This window comes from Streptomyces sp. NBC_00252 (assembly GCF_036187565.1).
Lineage (GTDB): Bacteria > Actinomycetota > Actinomycetes > Streptomycetales > Streptomycetaceae > Streptomyces.
In genome coordinates this window covers 6,746,392-6,760,553 of sequence record NZ_CP108087.1, presented here as the reverse complement: position 1 = coordinate 6,760,553, position 14,162 = coordinate 6,746,392, and the positions used below count along the sequence as shown (strand labels likewise).

At 72.2% G+C, this 14,162-nt stretch carries 11 protein-coding genes; 3 read left to right on the top strand and 8 right to left on the bottom strand.

What is annotated here, in order from left to right:
* Nucleotides 1–9: 9 nt before the first annotated feature.
* Nucleotides 10–1,065: a PhoH family protein gene (locus OHT77_RS29910; protein WP_328831513.1), complete on the bottom strand. Its 1,056-nt coding sequence runs from the start codon at nt 1,063–1,065 to the stop codon at nt 10–12.
* A gap of 303 nt (nt 1,066–1,368) precedes the next feature.
* Here OHT77_RS29910 and OHT77_RS29905 point away from each other — a divergent pair, with 303 nt between their 5' ends.
* Nucleotides 1,369–2,094 carry an FAD binding domain-containing protein gene (locus OHT77_RS29905; protein WP_328831512.1) on the top strand — a complete coding sequence of 242 codons (726 nt, stop codon included), beginning with the start codon at nt 1,369–1,371 and terminating at the stop codon, nt 2,092–2,094.
* Nucleotides 2,095–2,166: 72 nt separating this feature from the next.
* On the opposite strand, the gene OHT77_RS29900 is transcribed toward OHT77_RS29905, so the two are convergent.
* The 3 genes from OHT77_RS29900 to OHT77_RS29890 all read right to left on the bottom strand — a co-directional run bounded on the left by OHT77_RS29900 (nt 2,167) and on the right by OHT77_RS29890 (nt 5,714).
* Nucleotides 2,167–3,321: a carbohydrate kinase family protein gene (locus tag OHT77_RS29900; protein ID WP_328831511.1), complete on the bottom strand. Its 1,155-nt coding sequence runs from the start codon at nt 3,319–3,321 to the stop codon at nt 2,167–2,169.
* A 210-nt stretch (nt 3,322–3,531) separates the two neighbouring features.
* The gene (locus tag OHT77_RS29895; RefSeq protein ID WP_328831510.1) at nt 3,532–4,821 is read right to left on the bottom strand and encodes a glucarate dehydratase family protein; all 1,290 of its coding nucleotides are present in this window, start codon (nt 4,819–4,821) and stop codon (nt 3,532–3,534) included.
* Nucleotides 4,818–5,714, bottom strand: coding sequence for a 5-dehydro-4-deoxyglucarate dehydratase (locus OHT77_RS29890; RefSeq protein ID WP_328834381.1), 897 nt, complete (start codon nt 5,712–5,714; stop codon nt 4,818–4,820). The genes OHT77_RS29895 and OHT77_RS29890 overlap by 4 nt, the downstream gene beginning before the upstream one ends.
* 181 nt (nt 5,715–5,895) lie before the next feature.
* Between OHT77_RS29890 and OHT77_RS29885 the strand changes: the two genes are divergently transcribed.
* Entirely contained in the window at nt 5,896–6,678 is a 783-nt protein-coding gene (locus tag OHT77_RS29885; protein ID WP_328831509.1) for an IclR family transcriptional regulator, read from the top strand.
* Between the two features lie 401 nt (nt 6,679–7,079).
* Nucleotides 7,080–8,411 carry an MFS transporter gene (locus tag OHT77_RS29880; protein WP_328831508.1) on the top strand — a complete coding sequence of 444 codons (1,332 nt, stop codon included), beginning with the start codon at nt 7,080–7,082 and terminating at the stop codon, nt 8,409–8,411.
* 89 nt (nt 8,412–8,500) lie between these two features.
* On the opposite strand, the gene OHT77_RS29875 is transcribed toward OHT77_RS29880, so the two are convergent.
* The 4 genes from OHT77_RS29875 to OHT77_RS29860 form a co-directional block, all read right to left on the bottom strand.
* Nucleotides 8,501–9,493, bottom strand: a complete 993-nt coding sequence (locus OHT77_RS29875) for an adenosine deaminase (RefSeq protein ID WP_328831507.1) — start codon at nt 9,491–9,493, stop codon at nt 8,501–8,503.
* 20 nt (nt 9,494–9,513) lie between these two features.
* A complete protein-coding gene (locus tag OHT77_RS29870) occupies nt 9,514–10,419 on the bottom strand; it encodes a ribonuclease Z (protein WP_328831506.1) in 906 nt (301 codons plus the stop codon).
* Between the two features lie 6 nt (nt 10,420–10,425).
* The gene (locus OHT77_RS29865; RefSeq protein ID WP_328831504.1) at nt 10,426–10,779 is read right to left on the bottom strand and encodes a histidine triad nucleotide-binding protein; all 354 of its coding nucleotides are present in this window, start codon (nt 10,777–10,779) and stop codon (nt 10,426–10,428) included.
* Between the two features lie 126 nt (nt 10,780–10,905).
* Complete coding sequence (locus OHT77_RS29860) at nt 10,906–14,127, bottom strand: S41 family peptidase (protein WP_328831503.1); 3,222 nt, start codon at nt 14,125–14,127, stop codon at nt 10,906–10,908.
* Nucleotides 14,128–14,162 lie beyond the last annotated feature (35 nt).

Here is a 14,162-nt window from a genome sequence, read left to right as displayed (position 1 = left end):
CGTGCTGATCTACTTCCGCTTGTCACGGGCACCCTTGTGGGTGCCGTTCTCCGTACCGTTCTCGCTGTCGTACTTCTCGTACGCGTCGACGATACGGCCGACCAGCTTGTGCCGGACGACGTCCGCCGACGACAGGCGGGAGAAGTGCACGTCGTCGAGCCCCTCCAGGATGTCCTGCACCTGCCGCAGCCCCGACTTCGTGCCGCTCGGCAGGTCGACCTGCGTCACGTCACCGGTGATCACGATCTTCGACTCGAAGCCGAGCCGGGTGAGGAACATCTTCATCTGCTCGGGGCTCGTGTTCTGGGCCTCGTCCAGGATGATGAAGGCGTCGTTGAGCGTGCGACCGCGCATGTACGCCAGCGGCGCGACCTCGATCGTGCCCGCCGCCATCAGCTTCGGGATGGACTCCGGGTCGAGCATGTCGTGCAGCGCGTCGTACAGGGGGCGCAGGTACGGGTCGATCTTCTCGTACAGGGTGCCGGGGAGGAAGCCGAGGCGCTCGCCCGCCTCCACCGCCGGGCGGGTGAGGATGATGCGGTTGACCTGCTTGGCCTGGAGGGCCTGGACGGCCTTGGCCATGGCGAGGTAGGTCTTGCCGGTGCCCGCGGGACCGATGCCGAAGACGATCGTGTGCTTGTCGATCGCGTCGACGTACCGCTTCTGGTTGAGGGTCTTGGGGCGGATCGTGCGGCCTCGCGAGGACAGGATGTTCTGGGTGAGCACCTCGGCCGGTGTCTCCTCAGGGCCATCCCCGTTCTCGCTCGCCCTGAGCATGGCGATCGAGCGTTCCACTGCGTCCTCCGTCATCGGCTGCCCGGTGCGGAGCACCAGCATCATCTCGTCGAACAGGCGCTGGACGAGGGCGACTTCACGGGCGTCGCCGGCCGCGCTGATCTCATTGCCCCGGACGTGGATGTCGGCCGCCGGGAAGGCCCTTTCGATCACGCGCAGGAGGGCGTCCCCTGACCCCAGGACGGTGACCATCGGGTGCTGGGCGGGGACCGTGAACTGTGCTCTCGCCTGCTCCCGCGCGGGGGTGTGAGCTGTGGGTGTCTGAGTCATGGGCCGGCTCTGTGGCCTTGCTCGTCCTCCTGGATCGACTCGCCCGCCACAAGGGCGGCCTGGTGGTTTCCAGGGTACGCCGGGCCACTGACAACGCCGTAGGGCTTTTCGGTGACCGTCGGGCCACGAAATCCGGGCGTGGCGCGGGGGCGGAGCGGGGTGGTGGTCCTTGTTCCGGCCGCGTGTCGGGCGCAGGGGAGGCGCGCGGGGTGCCGCCGTGAGCCCTGTTCGCGCCCCCTCGCTTGTCAGGACAATGCGCTGTGTCCGCCAACTGAGCCTTGCAGGGAAAGCAGGTCGGCCGCTGTGCACGTGCGTCTGCCCAGGTCCGTGTCCGAAGCACAGTCGTGCCTGGCCGAGGGGGCGGTGCCCGTCGGTGGGGCGACCCTGGTCTGGGCGGACTGGCAACGGGACGGTTTCCCCGAGCAGGCGATGTCCTTGCGTGAGGTGCCCGAGGCGAAGGTGATCGGGGACGGGACGCTGGGCTCGGCCGTGCTGCTGCACCAGATCGACGAGCGGGTGCCCGAGGTGCTGCGCGGGGCCGCGGGCGGGGTGGGCACCGGTGCGGTGCGCAGGGCCGCGACGGTCGGCGGCAACATAGTCGGCAGCACGCTGCGCTGTCTGCTCCCGGCCGCGCTGGTGCTGGACGCCCGTGCGCTGGTCCTGGAGCAGGACGGCCCCGTCGAGACCGACCTCGCCGAACTCCTCGCGAAGAAGCCGCTGCTGCTGAGCCTGCGCTGGCCCGAGCCGGTGGCCACCGGCTACCGCAAGCTGACCGATCAGCTGCGGGGCGGGGTCCCCTTCGTGGTCGCGGCGGCCGTGGGCCCGGCGGAGGGCACGGACACACCGGTCCTACGGGTCGCCGTCCGCGACGGCTACGACGTGCTCAGCGAGACCGTCCCCTACGACCCGGACACCGGCCGAATCCTGCGCGCTCTGGCGCTGACTCCGCTCGGCACACTGCCCGAGGCGGTCTTCGAGGCTGTACGGGACGTGGTCGGCGGTGTGGTGGAGCGGGCGGAGGCCCGCTGAGAGGTGCGCTGCGGCGGCTGAGCAGGAACGTTCACCCGGACCGGCCGCGTACCGGGCGCGCGGCCCGCACCCCTAGGTGGACCTGCCGAACCCGATCGTCGGCACCGCCCGGCGCAGCGGCCAGGGGCTGCCGCCGCCCGGCTCCTCCTCCGGTACCAGTCCGGCGAGGAACGCGTACCGGTCGAGGGCGGTCGGGTCCTGGCCCGCGACGGAGTGGACCTTGCGCCACCAGGCGCCGATCTCGGACCAGCCCGGCGCGGAGAGGGAGCCGCCGAACTCCTGGACGGAGAGGGCGGCGGTGAGGCCGGCGAAGGCGAGCCGGTCGGCGAGCGGCCAGCCGGCCAGGGTGCCGGTGACGAAACCGGCGACGAAGACGTCACCCGCGCCGGTGGGGTCGAGGGCCTCGACGGCGATCGCCGGGACCTCGGCGGACTCCCCCGTACGACGGTCCACGGCGTACGCGCCGTCCGCGCCGAGGGTGACCACGGCGAGCGGCACGTGTTCGGTGAGCGCGTGGGCGGCGGCGCGGGGGCAGTCGGCGCCGGTGTAGCGCATGGCCTCCTCCGCGTTCGGCAGGAACGCCTCGCAGTGCGCGAGGTCGGGGAGCCCGGCGAGGTCCCAGGCGCCGGTGTCGTCCCAGCCGACGTCGGCGAAGATCCGGGTGCCCTCGCTCGCGGCCTGCGCGACCCAGGGGGCCTGCTTGCCGGGGGTGAGGGAGGCGACGGCGGCACGTGCGCGTGGCGGGCAGTCAGGGGCGCCGCCCTGCCCGAACACGACCTCGGGGGGCGGCTCGTGGCCGTGCGACACCATCGTGCGTTCGCCCTCGTAGGCCATCGACACGGTGACCGGTGAGTGCCAGCCCGGCACCGTGCGGGAGGCGGAGAGGTCGATACCCTCGCCCTGCGCGAGCGCGTCCCAGCAGTACTCGCCGTAGTGGTCGTCACCGAAGGCCGCGGCGAGCGAGGTACGCAGGCCGAGGCGGGCCAGCGCGGTCGCCATGTTGGCCACACCGCCGGGGCTCGAACCCATCCCCCGCGCCCAGGACTCGGTGCCGCGCACCGGCGCGGACTCGAGCCCGGTGAAGATGATGTCGAGGAAGACGGTGCCGGTGAGGTACACGTCCCAGGGCGGATCGCCCGCCGCGCGCAGCCCGGCCAGGGGGTCGACCTCGGTGGCCCGGCAGGACGGCCCTGCGCCGTCGGAGGTGGACGCGTTGGACGCGGTCACGGTGCGCTCCCTGACGTGATACGGATCAGGCCAGTGTGCACCACCCCGCAACCGTGCCGCCGACTCCCGCTCCGGGACCACCCGTCGCGCCGGTCCCGGCCGTCCGCAGGTCCGGGCCCTACGGCGGCTGCCGCGCCCGGCGCCCGGTCGGTCCCCGGGGACCGCGCGGGCGCGTCCGGATCCGGCCGCGCCCGGGGTCGTCGTACGCCGCTACCAGCGCGGCATCGAGGGGGTGACCCACTCCGGGTCGGTGATCCGCATCGCCGCCGCGTCGTCGCGTTCGCGCAGCGTGCCGTCGTCGTCGAGCCACCGCCGGTGCAGGAACTCCAGCTTGGCGCGGTCGAGTTCGACGCCGAGGCCGGGGGCGTCGGAGACGGTGACCTTGGCGTCGGCGAAGGTGAGGCGTTCGGTGAGGACGTCCTCCGACTGCCAGGGGTAGTGGGAGTCGCAGGCGTGGTGGAGGTTGGGGACGGTCGACGCGACGTGGGTCATCGCGGCGAGGCTGATGCCGAGGTGGGTGTTGGAGTGCATGGAGATGCCGACGCCGAACGTGCGGCAGATGGCGGCCAGTTGCTGGGTGTTGCGCAGTCCGCCCCAGTAGTGGTGGTCGGAGAGCACCACCTGTACGGCGTCCTTCCTGAACGCCTCCTCGATCTCGGCGAACGTCGTCACGCACATGTTGGTGGCGAGCGGCACGTCGGTCCCGGCGGACACCTCGGCCATGGCGGGGGTGCCGAGCGCCGGGTCCTCCAGGTACTCGAGGACGTCCCCGAGCTCGTTGGCGACCTTCAGCGAAGTCTCCACGGACCAGGCGCCGTTGGGGTCGAGGCGGAGGGGGTGGTCGGGGAAGGCCTCGGCCAACGCCCGTACGGCGGCGATCTCCTCGTCCGGCGGGAAGACTCCGCCCTTGAGCTTGAAGGAGGTGAAGCCGTACCGCTCCTTGAACTTCCGTGCCTGCTCGACGACTCCGGCCGGGTCGATCGCGGCACCCCAGTCGTCCTTCTCGCCCACCACGCCCTCGGGGTGGTCGGCCCACTTGTAGAACAGGTACGCGCTGTACTCGACGGCGTCCCTCACCTTGCCGCCGAGCAGCGCGTGCACGGGCAGCCCGAGTGCCTTGCCGAGGGCGTCGAGGCAGGCGACCTCGAAGGCGGAGACGACGGACAGCCGCAGCTTGTCGGCGGTCTGGACCCCGCGCAGCCCGCCGACGTCGACCTGCCCGGAGACCCGCGAACTGTCCACGGCCAGCTCGTCGGCGACCGTGAACAGGCCGTTCAGGTCGGTGATCTGACGACCGATCAGTTTCTCGGCGAAGGGGCGGGCCAGCTCCAGGTACTTGGTGTCGCCGTAGGTCTCGCCGAGGCCGGTGACGCCGTCGGCCGTCTCGATCTCGACGATCAGGCGCGGGGTGTAGGGCTGGTGGACGCCCTGGGTGTTCAGCAGGGGCGGGTCGGCCACCAGGATCGGGGTCAGCCGGACGTCGGCGATGGTGAGGTTCACAGCGCGGCTCCTACGAGGTCGAGTCCGGTGGCGAGCAGGACGGTGAGGTCGGCCAGGTCGGCGGCCGAGGGGTCGGTGAGCGGGGCGCGCACGGGGCCCACCGGACGGCCGCGCAGCCGGGCCGCCGCCTTGACCAGGGAGACGGCGTATCCCGGTACGCGGTCGCGGAGTTCGACGAACGGGACGTAGAAGTCGCGCAGCAGCCGCTCCACCGTCTTGTCGTCGCCGTCCCGCAGGGCGGCGAAGAAGGCGTTCGCGATCTCGGGGGCGAAGGCGTGGACGGCGGAGGAGTAGGCGGGGACGCCGACGGTGGCGTAGGCGCGGGCCTGGATCTCGGCGGTGGAGGCGCCGTTGAAGAAGAGGAAGCCCTCGGGGGCGGCCAGGGTGAGGCGTTGCAGACGGTCGAGGTCGCTGTGGCCGTCCTTGAGGCCGATGACTCCGGGGATCGCCGCGATCCGCCTCAACGAGCTTGCGGTGAAGGCGACTTGGCCGCGCTGGTAGGCGATGAGCGGGAGCCGGGTGCGGGCGGCGAGCTGTTCCAGCTGGGCCACCAGGCCGTCCTGCGGGGCGGCGACGAGGTAGTGCGGCAGGACGAGCAGCGCGTCGGCGCCGGCCTCCTCGGCGATGCGGGCGAAGCGGGCGGCCTGTGCCCAGCCGTAGCCGACGCCGGCGACGACGGGGACGCGGCCGGCCGCCTCCTCGACGGCGAGGGTGACGACCGTGCGGTACTCGTCCTCGTCCAGCGAGAAGAACTCACCGGTGCCGCAGGCGGGGAACACGGCGCCGGGGGCGGTGGCGATCTGGGCCGCGACATGGGTGCGGAAGCCGGCGGGGTCGAGGGAGCCGTCGTCGTGGAAGGAGGTCAGCGGGAAGGAGAGGACGCCGCCCGCCATCCCGTCCCGGAGCCTGCGCACCACGGTCTCCGTGTCGGCGTTCACTGTGCCATCTCCCTATGTAGACGCTATCCACGTATGCAAACCGAGATTAGATACGCGAACCGCGACCGTCAATGGGGCCTGCCGCCGATCGCCGCCGGGCCGTCGCCTCCCCGGCCGCTCTCGCTACCATCGGCGCATGTCAGAGCCCGGTGGCGTCCGCGAGGTGAAATCGGCCGCCCGCACGGTCGAGCTGCTCGAACTGCTCGCCGCGCGCGGTGACCGGCCCGCGCGGCTCCAGGAACTCGCCGACGAGCTGGGCGTGCCGCGCAGCTCCATGTACGCCCTCCTCCAGACCCTGATCGCGCACGGCTGGGTCCGTACGGACATCACCGGGTCGCTCTACGGGATCGGCATCCACGCGCTGCTCACCGGCACGACCTATCTGGACTCCGACCCTCGCGTGCGGACCGTACGGCCGTATCTCGACGAGGCGTCCGAGGCGCTCGGGGAGACGATCCATCTGGGGCGGCTGGACGGGTGGGACGTGGCGTATCTGGCGACGAGGGAGTCCCACGAGTATCTGCGGACCATCAGTCGGGTGGGGCGGCGGTTGCCCGCGCATGTCGGCGCTCTGGGGAAGGCGTTGCTCGCGGAGCGGTCGGACGGGGAGGTGCCGGAGGGGCCGTACGTGGCGGCCACGCCCAACACCCATACCGACCGGGGGGCCTTGGTGGCCGATCTCGCGGCGGTCCGGGCGCGGGGGTACTCGATCGACCGTGAGGAGGGTGTGCTCGGGATCGTCGGGTTCGGGTTCGCGTTGCGGTACGACCGGCCCGCGTTGGATGCGATCAGTTGCTCGGTGCCGGTGGCTCGGCTGACGGCGGGGCATGAGGGGGAGATCGTGGCTGTCATGCGGGAGGTGCGGGCGAAGATCGAGGGGGCGGCGCCGGTGGGTGGTGGGGCGGTTCAATGGCGGTAGTCGTGGGTGCGGCGCGGGTGGTCGGTGGCGGTGGTCGTGGGCGCGCCTTCCGGGGGCTGCGCCCCCAGACCCCCGCTTCGGCCCTGAAGGGGCCTCGTCCTCAAACGCCGGACGGGCTGAGTTGTACCGGCCTGTGTTGAGAGGTTGCCGGACGGGCTGGGTTTTGACGGCCTGTGCTGAGAGGTTGCCGTAGGGGCTGAATGCACCACCCGGCACCGCGAATTGGGCGCTCGTTTACCCGGTCTCCCCGACTCCAAACTGGACGTGCCCCAGATCACACCCCCCGCCCTTCTTTCGTGAAGCGCGTGCTTGATACAAATTGCCCGCGCGTTCCTGTCTGTCGACGGTCGTCGCCCAATCCCCCTTTTGAGCCGCTTCTTTCGCATGCCCTGGGAACGCCCGTGTTCGCCCGCACCACCACGCCCTGGCCCCTCGTCGCCCTTTTCACGGCCGGGTACCTCGCCCCCTATCTCCTCCCCACCACCGTCGGCAGGCTCGACTCGGGGCTGCCGCTCTCCGCCACGCAGGCCGGTGCCGTCGGCAGTGCGCTGCTGCTGAGTTCGGCGGCGGCCGGGTTTCTGCTCGCGTCGCGGGTCGACCGGGTCGGGCCGCGCACGCTCGCGCGGATCGGCCTCGTCCTCGCCGTGCTGGGGTACGGCTCGGCCGCCCTCACCCACGCCGTCCCCGCGGTCATCGCGGGCGCGGTCGTCGGCGGGTTCGGCTCGGGTACGGCCACCACGGTCGCCGCGTCCGGCATCGCCGCCGAACGGGACCCCCACCGCGCGTCCACGCTCGGCCTGTTGTGCGTGTCCGCGCTCGCGGGAGCCGTCTACCTCACGGTCCCGCACCTCGGCCCCGGCCACGGCCAGCCGCTCGCCGCGATCGCCCTCACGGCACTCGCCGTATGGCCTCTGACCGGCCGCCTCCCGGTCCGTACGGTGACCGCGCACACGCGCGTGGAGACCGCAGGACTCCCCCACCGCCGCGCCGGACTCGTCCTCGCCGGCACCCTGCTGTGCTGGTCCCTCGCGCAGAACTCCCTCTGGGGCGTCAGCGGCCGTATCGGCATCCACCAGGCGCACCTCTCCGAGGTCACCGTCGGCGCGGTCTTCGCCATCGCGCTCGGCACCGGTCTGGTCGGCGTGATCGGCGCGGGGGCGCTCGGCTCCCGGCTGGGGCGCGCGGTGCCGATCGGCGCGGGCACGGCGCTCATCGCGGGCTGCATCGCGCTCAGCGCGTCCGCGCACGACCTGCGGACGTTCGCGACCGGCGAGATCGTCTGGAACACCCTCTACCCGATCGTCCTGTCCTACGTCCTCGGTCTCGCCGCCTCCCTTGATCCGCGCGGGCGTTGGGCCGTCCTCGTCGGCTCGGCCTCGTCCCTCGGCACGGCGGCGGGACCCCTCGCGGGCAGCGTGCTGTCGGCGCGGGCCGGGTTCCCCGCGATGGGCGCGATCCTCGCGGTCGGGCTGGTCGTGATCGCCGTACCGATGACCGGGGTCGCCCTCCACACCGGCGGCCGACTGCTGGTGCCGGGCACCGTCCGGCGGCGCGGGGGCACCCCGGCCGCCGTGGTCGCCGCGTCGACCGGCTCACCCTGCGGCACGGTCCCGCAGATCGGCGCCCCCGAGCAGCCGGTCGTCGAGATCGATCTGGACACCGCGGCCGTCCCGGCCCAAGGTGACTACTACACGGCGGGACCCCAGCAGACGGCAGCGGCCACCGGCAGCTGAGCGGCTCGTCGACATGGGCGCGGCCGACAAACTGATCCTCCTGGCCGGCGCGCGATCAGCCCCCACCGGCCCGCGGCCTCAGCACCCGCCTACCGGAACTCGTACGCCTCGACCTCCGCGAGATACCCCGACCGCCGCTCCTCGTCGTCCTCGAGGAAGGACGCGACGAAGGAGTTCCGGGCCAGTTCCCGCAGCCTCTCCTCGGTCAGGCCGAGCGCCGAGCGGACCGCGTCGAAGTTGTCGCCGGCGTACCCGCCGAAGTACGCCGGGTCGTCGGAGTTGACCGTGCAGAGCAGGCCCGCTTCCAGCATCGCCGGGAGCGGGTGCTCGGCGAGGACGTCCACGGCGCGCAGCCGGACGTTCGAGAGGGGGCAGAGGGTGAGCGGGACGCGGTCCCTGACCAGCCTCGCCACCAGTTCCGCGTCCTCCATGCAGCGCAGACCGTGGTCGATGCGCTCGACGCCGAGGACGTCCAGCGCCTCGGTGATGTAGGCCGGCGGGCCCTCCTCACCGGCGTGCGCGACGCGTCGTAGACCCAGCGCGGCGGCGGCCTCGTAGACCTCGCGGAACTTCACCGGCGGGTGGCCGACCTCGGCCGAGTCGAGGCCGATGCCGGTGATCCTGTCGAGGTACGGCCTGGCCGCGTCCAGGGTCGCCATCGCCGAGTCGGCGGACTCGTCGCGCAGGAAGCACAGGATGAGCCGGGTCGAGATGCCGTGGTCGGTCTCGCTGCTGCCCAGGGCCCGCCACAGGCCCTCCACGACCGTGCCCATGTCCACGCCCCGAGCGATGTGCGCCTGCGGGTCGAAGAAGATCTCCGCGTGCCGTACGCCCTGCGCGGCGGCGCGGGCGAGATAGCCGTTGGCGAGGTCCTCGAAGTCCTGCTCGGTGCGCAGGACGGCCATCAGCTCGTAGTAGAGGTTCAGGAAGGTCTGGAGGTCGTCGAAGAGGTACGCCTTGCGGAGTTCCTCGGTGTCCGCGTACGGCAGCTCGACGCCGTTGCGGGCCGCGAGCGCGAAAGCCAGCTCGGGTTCCAGGGTGCCTTCGATGTGCAGGTGCAGTTCGGCTTTGGGAATGGGCATCGAAGTATCGTACGGGTGTTTTATCGCCGTTTCGGAACCGGCACCCTGAGCAGATCGCGCGCCACGGTCAGCTCCCCCTCGAACCCCGCCGCCCGTGCCTGCCGCTCGAACTCCTCCGGTTCGGAGTAGCGCTGGCTGAAGTGGGTGAGGACCAGGTGCCGTACGCCTGCTTCCTGCGCCACCCTCGCCGCCTGCCCCGCGGTCAAGTGGCCGTGGTCCACGGCCAATTGCTCGTCCTCGTCCAGGAACGTCGACTCGATCGCCAGGAGGTCGCAGCCTTCCGCGAGGACCTGTACTCCGTCACAGAGCCCGGTGTCCATGATGAACGCGAAACGCTGGCCTCGGCGTACCTCGCTGACATCGTCCAGCGAGACTCCGTCCACCGTCCCCTCGCGCTGGATGCGGCCCACGTCCGGGCCCTTGATGCCGTGCGCGGCCAGGCGGTCGGGGAGCATGCGGCGGCCGTCGGGTTCGGTGAGGCGGTAGCCGTAGGACTCGACGGGGTGGGAGAGCTTGTGCGTCTCCAGGGTGTAGGCGGGAGTGGTGGCGAGTACGCCGTCCTCCGACACCGGGGACTCCGTGATGCCCACCGTCTCCCGGTACGCCGTCGCATAGCGCAGGCGGTCGAAGAAACGCTGGCCCGACTTCGGGTAGTGCGCGGTGACCGGGTGCGGGACGCGGTCCAGGTTGATGCGCTGGATGACGCCCGCGAGGCCGAGGGAGTGGTCGCCGTGGAAGTGGGTGACGCAGATCCGGTTCAGGTCGTGCGCGGCCACCCCGGCGCGCAGCATCTGGCGCTGGGTGCCCTCTCCGGGGTCGAAGAGGATGCCCTCGCCGTCCCAGCGGAGGAGGTAGCCGTTGTGGTTGCGGTGGCGGGTGGGTACCTGGCTCGCCGTGCCCAGGATCACCAGTTCACGTACGGACACGGTGGGTTATCCGGGCGGCCACTGCATGCCGCGGCCGCCCATGACGTGGGCGTGGGCGTGGAAGACGGTCTGGCCCACGCCGCTGCCGGTGTTGAAGATGACGCGGTAGCTGTCGAGCTTCTCGTCCGCTGCCACCTCGCCCGCCTCGCGGAGCACGTCCGCGGCGACCGTGGGGTCGGCTGCGGCGAGGGAGGCGGCGTCCGGGTAGTGGACCCTCGGGATGACCAGGACGTGGGTGGGGGCCTGGGGGTTGATGTCCCGGAACGCGACGGTGGTGGGTGTCTCTCGGATGATCGTCGCGGGGATGTGGCCTGCGACGATCTTGCAGAACAGGCAGTCGTCCTGCGGGTCCCCTGACATGTGCGTTCCCCTCCGGGGGTTGAGCGGCGTTTTACGGGGGGGCATCGTATCGTCGTCGGGTGCTGCGCCGTTGTGGCTGGGCGCGCCCACGCGGCGGAGCCGCACATCGACACAGCCTCGCGCCCCTTAAGTTGGCAAGCCTGGAGGGGTTTTTGCGGGAACGGTCTCCAGTTTCTCCAGTGCCAGGCGGATCGCCTCGTCCAATTGCGTGTCCCTGCCCGCCGCGTAGTCCTGGGGCCGCTGGACCACCTCTACGTCCGGGTCCACGCCGTGGTTCTCGACGCCCCAGCCGTAACCCTCCAGCCAGAACGCGTACTTGGGCTGGGTGATCAGGGTGCCGTCGACCAACCGATACCTGCTGTCGATGCCGATGACCCCGCCCCACGTGCGGGTGCCGACCACCGGGCCGATGCCCAGGGCCTTGATCGCCGCGTTGACGATGTCGCCGTCGGAGCCGGAGAACTCGTTGGCCACGGCGACCACGGGGCCGCGGGGGGCGTCCTCGGGGTAGCTGTAGGGGCGCATGCCTCGGGGGAGGTCCCAGCCGACGATGCGGCGGGCGAGTTTCTCGATGACCAGTTGGGATGTGTGGCCGCCGCGGTTCTCGCGGACGTCGACCACCAGGCCCTCGCGGGCCACCTCGACGCGCAGGTCGCGGTGGATCTGGGCCCAGCCGGGGGCCTGCATGTCGGGGACGTGGAGGTAGCCGAGGCGGCCGCCCGACTTCTCGTGGACGTAGGCGCGGCGGTCGGCGACCCAGGCGTGGTAGTAGAGGGGTTCCTCGTCGGCGAGGGGGACGACGATCGCGTGGCGCGGGTCGCCGCCGGCGGCCGGGGAGATCGTCAGCTCGATGGGTTTGCCCGCGGTGCCGACGAGGAGGGGGGCGGGGCCCGTGACCGGGTCCACGGGTTGGCCCGCCACCGCGAGGATCGCGTCTCCCGTGCGGACCGCCACGCCGGGGGCGGCCAGGGGGGCTCGGGCGTGCGGGTCGGAGGTCTCCGAGGGGAGGATGCGGTCGATGCGCCAACTGCCGTCCTCGTGACGGGAGATGTCGGCGCCGAGGAGGCCCTGGCGTTCGCCGTGGCCGTGGCCGCCGCGGGGAGTGACGTAGGCGTGCGAGGTGCCGAGTTCGCCGTGCACCTCCCAGAGGAGGTCGACCAGGTCGTCGTGGGTGGCTACCCGGTCCAGGACGGGGCGGTAGCGGTCGAGGACCGCGTCCCAGTCGACGCCGCTCATGTCCTCGCGCCAGAAGTTGTCGCGCATGATGCGGCCGGTCTCGTCGTACATCTGGCGCCACTCGGCGGCCGGGTCGACGGTCTGGCGGATGCGGGACAGGTCGACGTTGATGTTCGTGTCGCTGTCGTCGTCGTCCGAGCCGGAGGCGCGGCGGTCGCTCGGGACGACCCGGAGTTTGTGGTCGGTCCACAGCAGGACGCGTTTGCCGTCGCCGCTGACCTCGAAGTGGTCGGCGTCCCCCGCGAGGTGCTCGATGCGCTGCTGGGCGAGGTCGTAGCGCTCCAACTCCGTTTTGGGGTCCGGGTCTTCGGGGGTCGCGCGGGTGGCGCCGAGGACGCCGAGGACCGGGTGGCGCAGCCACAGGACGCCGTCCTTGGCGGTGCGCAGGTTGGAGTAGCGGCCGGCCTCGACCGGGAAGGCGACGATGCGGTCGGCGAGGCCTTCGAGGTCGACGCGGGTGGTGGGGCGGCCCTCGCTGTCGGGGGTCTCGTCCTTGTCGGGGGCCTCGAAGGGGCGGCCGTGGCGCTGCGGTCCGAAGGGGGACGGGGTCGTCGCGGCCAGGGTGATGAGGTGCGGGCGGTCGCCGACCACGAAGGCCAGGTCGAAGACGTGCTCGTCGTAGACCGGGTCGAAGGAGCGGGTGGAGAGGAAGACCAGGTGTTTGCCGTCGAGGGTGAAGGCGGGGGCGTAGTCCCGGAAGCGGAGGGGGGTGGCCTCCGTGACCGACAGGTCCGTGGTGTTGGCCAGCTTGAGCTGGCGGAGGGGGCGCGGGCCCGGGTGCGACCAGGCGAGCCAGGCCGAGTCCGGGGAGAAGGCGAGGCCCGAGGCGTCGCCGTCCTCGCTGCGGTCGACCTCGCGGACCTCGCCGGTCTCGCGCTCGATCAGGAGGACCCGGCCGTCGTGCGACGCCACGGCGACCCGGCTGCCGTCGGGGGCGACGGTGAGGGCGAGGACGCGGCCGAGCTGTCCCGCGGCGAGCCTGCGCGGGGTGGCACCCGGGGCGAGGCCGGTGGCGGGGGCGAACTCCAGGGCGTCGTCGCCCTCGGCGTCCGTCACCCACACCACCCACTCCTCGCCGTCCGTGCGGAAGGTGCGGGGCAGCCGGGCGCGGACGCCGGGGGTGGCGGTGAGCACGCGGGCGGGGCCCGAGCGGTGGGTGACCCAGTGGACGGCGCCGCGTACGGCGACCGCGCTGCCGCGCGCGGTGTGGTCGGGGGACGCGGACCCGAACCAGCGGGCGGCGGCGACCGGGTAGGGCTGCTGGTCGGTGCGCTGGCCGCCGAGGCGGATGTCGAGGCGGCGCGGTTCGGCGCCGTCCAGGTCGTCCAGGATCCAGAGTTCACCGGCGGAGGAGTAGACGACCCGGGTGCCGTCACCGGACGCGTGCCGGGCGTAGAAGCCGTCGAGAGGAGTGTGGCGGCGGAGGTCGGAGCCGTCGGCGAGGGAGGAGTAGAGCGCGCCGGTGCCCTCGTGGTCGGAGAGGAACGCGATCCGCTCCCCCGTCCACACCGGGTACTCGAGGTTGCCGTCCAACTCCTCGTGCAGGCGCGTGAATGCGCCGTCGCCCTCTCGGTCGATCCACAACTTGCCCGCGGTGCCGCCCCGGTAGCGCTTCCACCAGGCGGCCTCGCGGCCCATCGGCGCGGAGAGGAGGACCGTGGCGTGCTCGCCGCGGGCGACGTCGCCCACCCAGCCGTACGGGAGGGTCGTCGCCGGTCCGCCGTCGAGCGGGACCGAACGGGCCCAGCTGCGGCGGAGGTTGGCCTGCCCGTGGGCGGTGGTCACCAGGACCTCGCCGTCGGCGGTCCAGCCGCGGACCTGGGTGCGTGCACTGCCCCAGTACGTCAGGCGCCTGGCGGGTCCGCCGTCCACCGGGGCGATGTGCACCTCGGGAGCGCCGTCGCGGGTGGAGGTCCAGGCGACGGTGGTGCCGTCCGGTGAGATGCGGGGGTGGGTCACCGGCACGTTCTCCGCGCTGACCCGCCAGGCCCGGCCGCCGCCGTCGAGGGACGCCAGCCACACGTCGTCCTCGGCGGTGAAGGCGACCAACTCGCCGTGCAGGTGCGGGAAGCGGAGATAGGCCGGGGCTGCGGACGCTGAGGGCTGAGTCACCTGATCAGGTTATGCACCGGGGGTAGCCGCCGACA

Bases quoted from the DNA above. Each gene is read 5' to 3' on its own strand.
- OHT77_RS29910 (WP_328831513.1), bottom strand. From the start codon at position 1,065: ATGACTCAGACACCCACAGCTCACACCCCCGCGCGGGAGCAGGCGAGA.
- OHT77_RS29890 (WP_328834381.1), bottom strand. From the start codon at position 5,714: ATGGCGGGCGGCGTCCTCTCCTTCCCGCTGACCTCCTTCCACGACGAC.
- OHT77_RS29885 (WP_328831509.1), top strand. From the start codon at position 5,896: ATGTCAGAGCCCGGTGGCGTCCGCGAGGTGAAATCGGCCGCCCGCACG.
- OHT77_RS29875 (WP_328831507.1), bottom strand. From the start codon at position 9,493: ATGCCCATTCCCAAAGCCGAACTGCACCTGCACATCGAAGGCACCCTG.
- OHT77_RS29865 (WP_328831504.1), bottom strand. From the start codon at position 10,779: ATGTCAGGGGACCCGCAGGACGACTGCCTGTTCTGCAAGATCGTCGCA.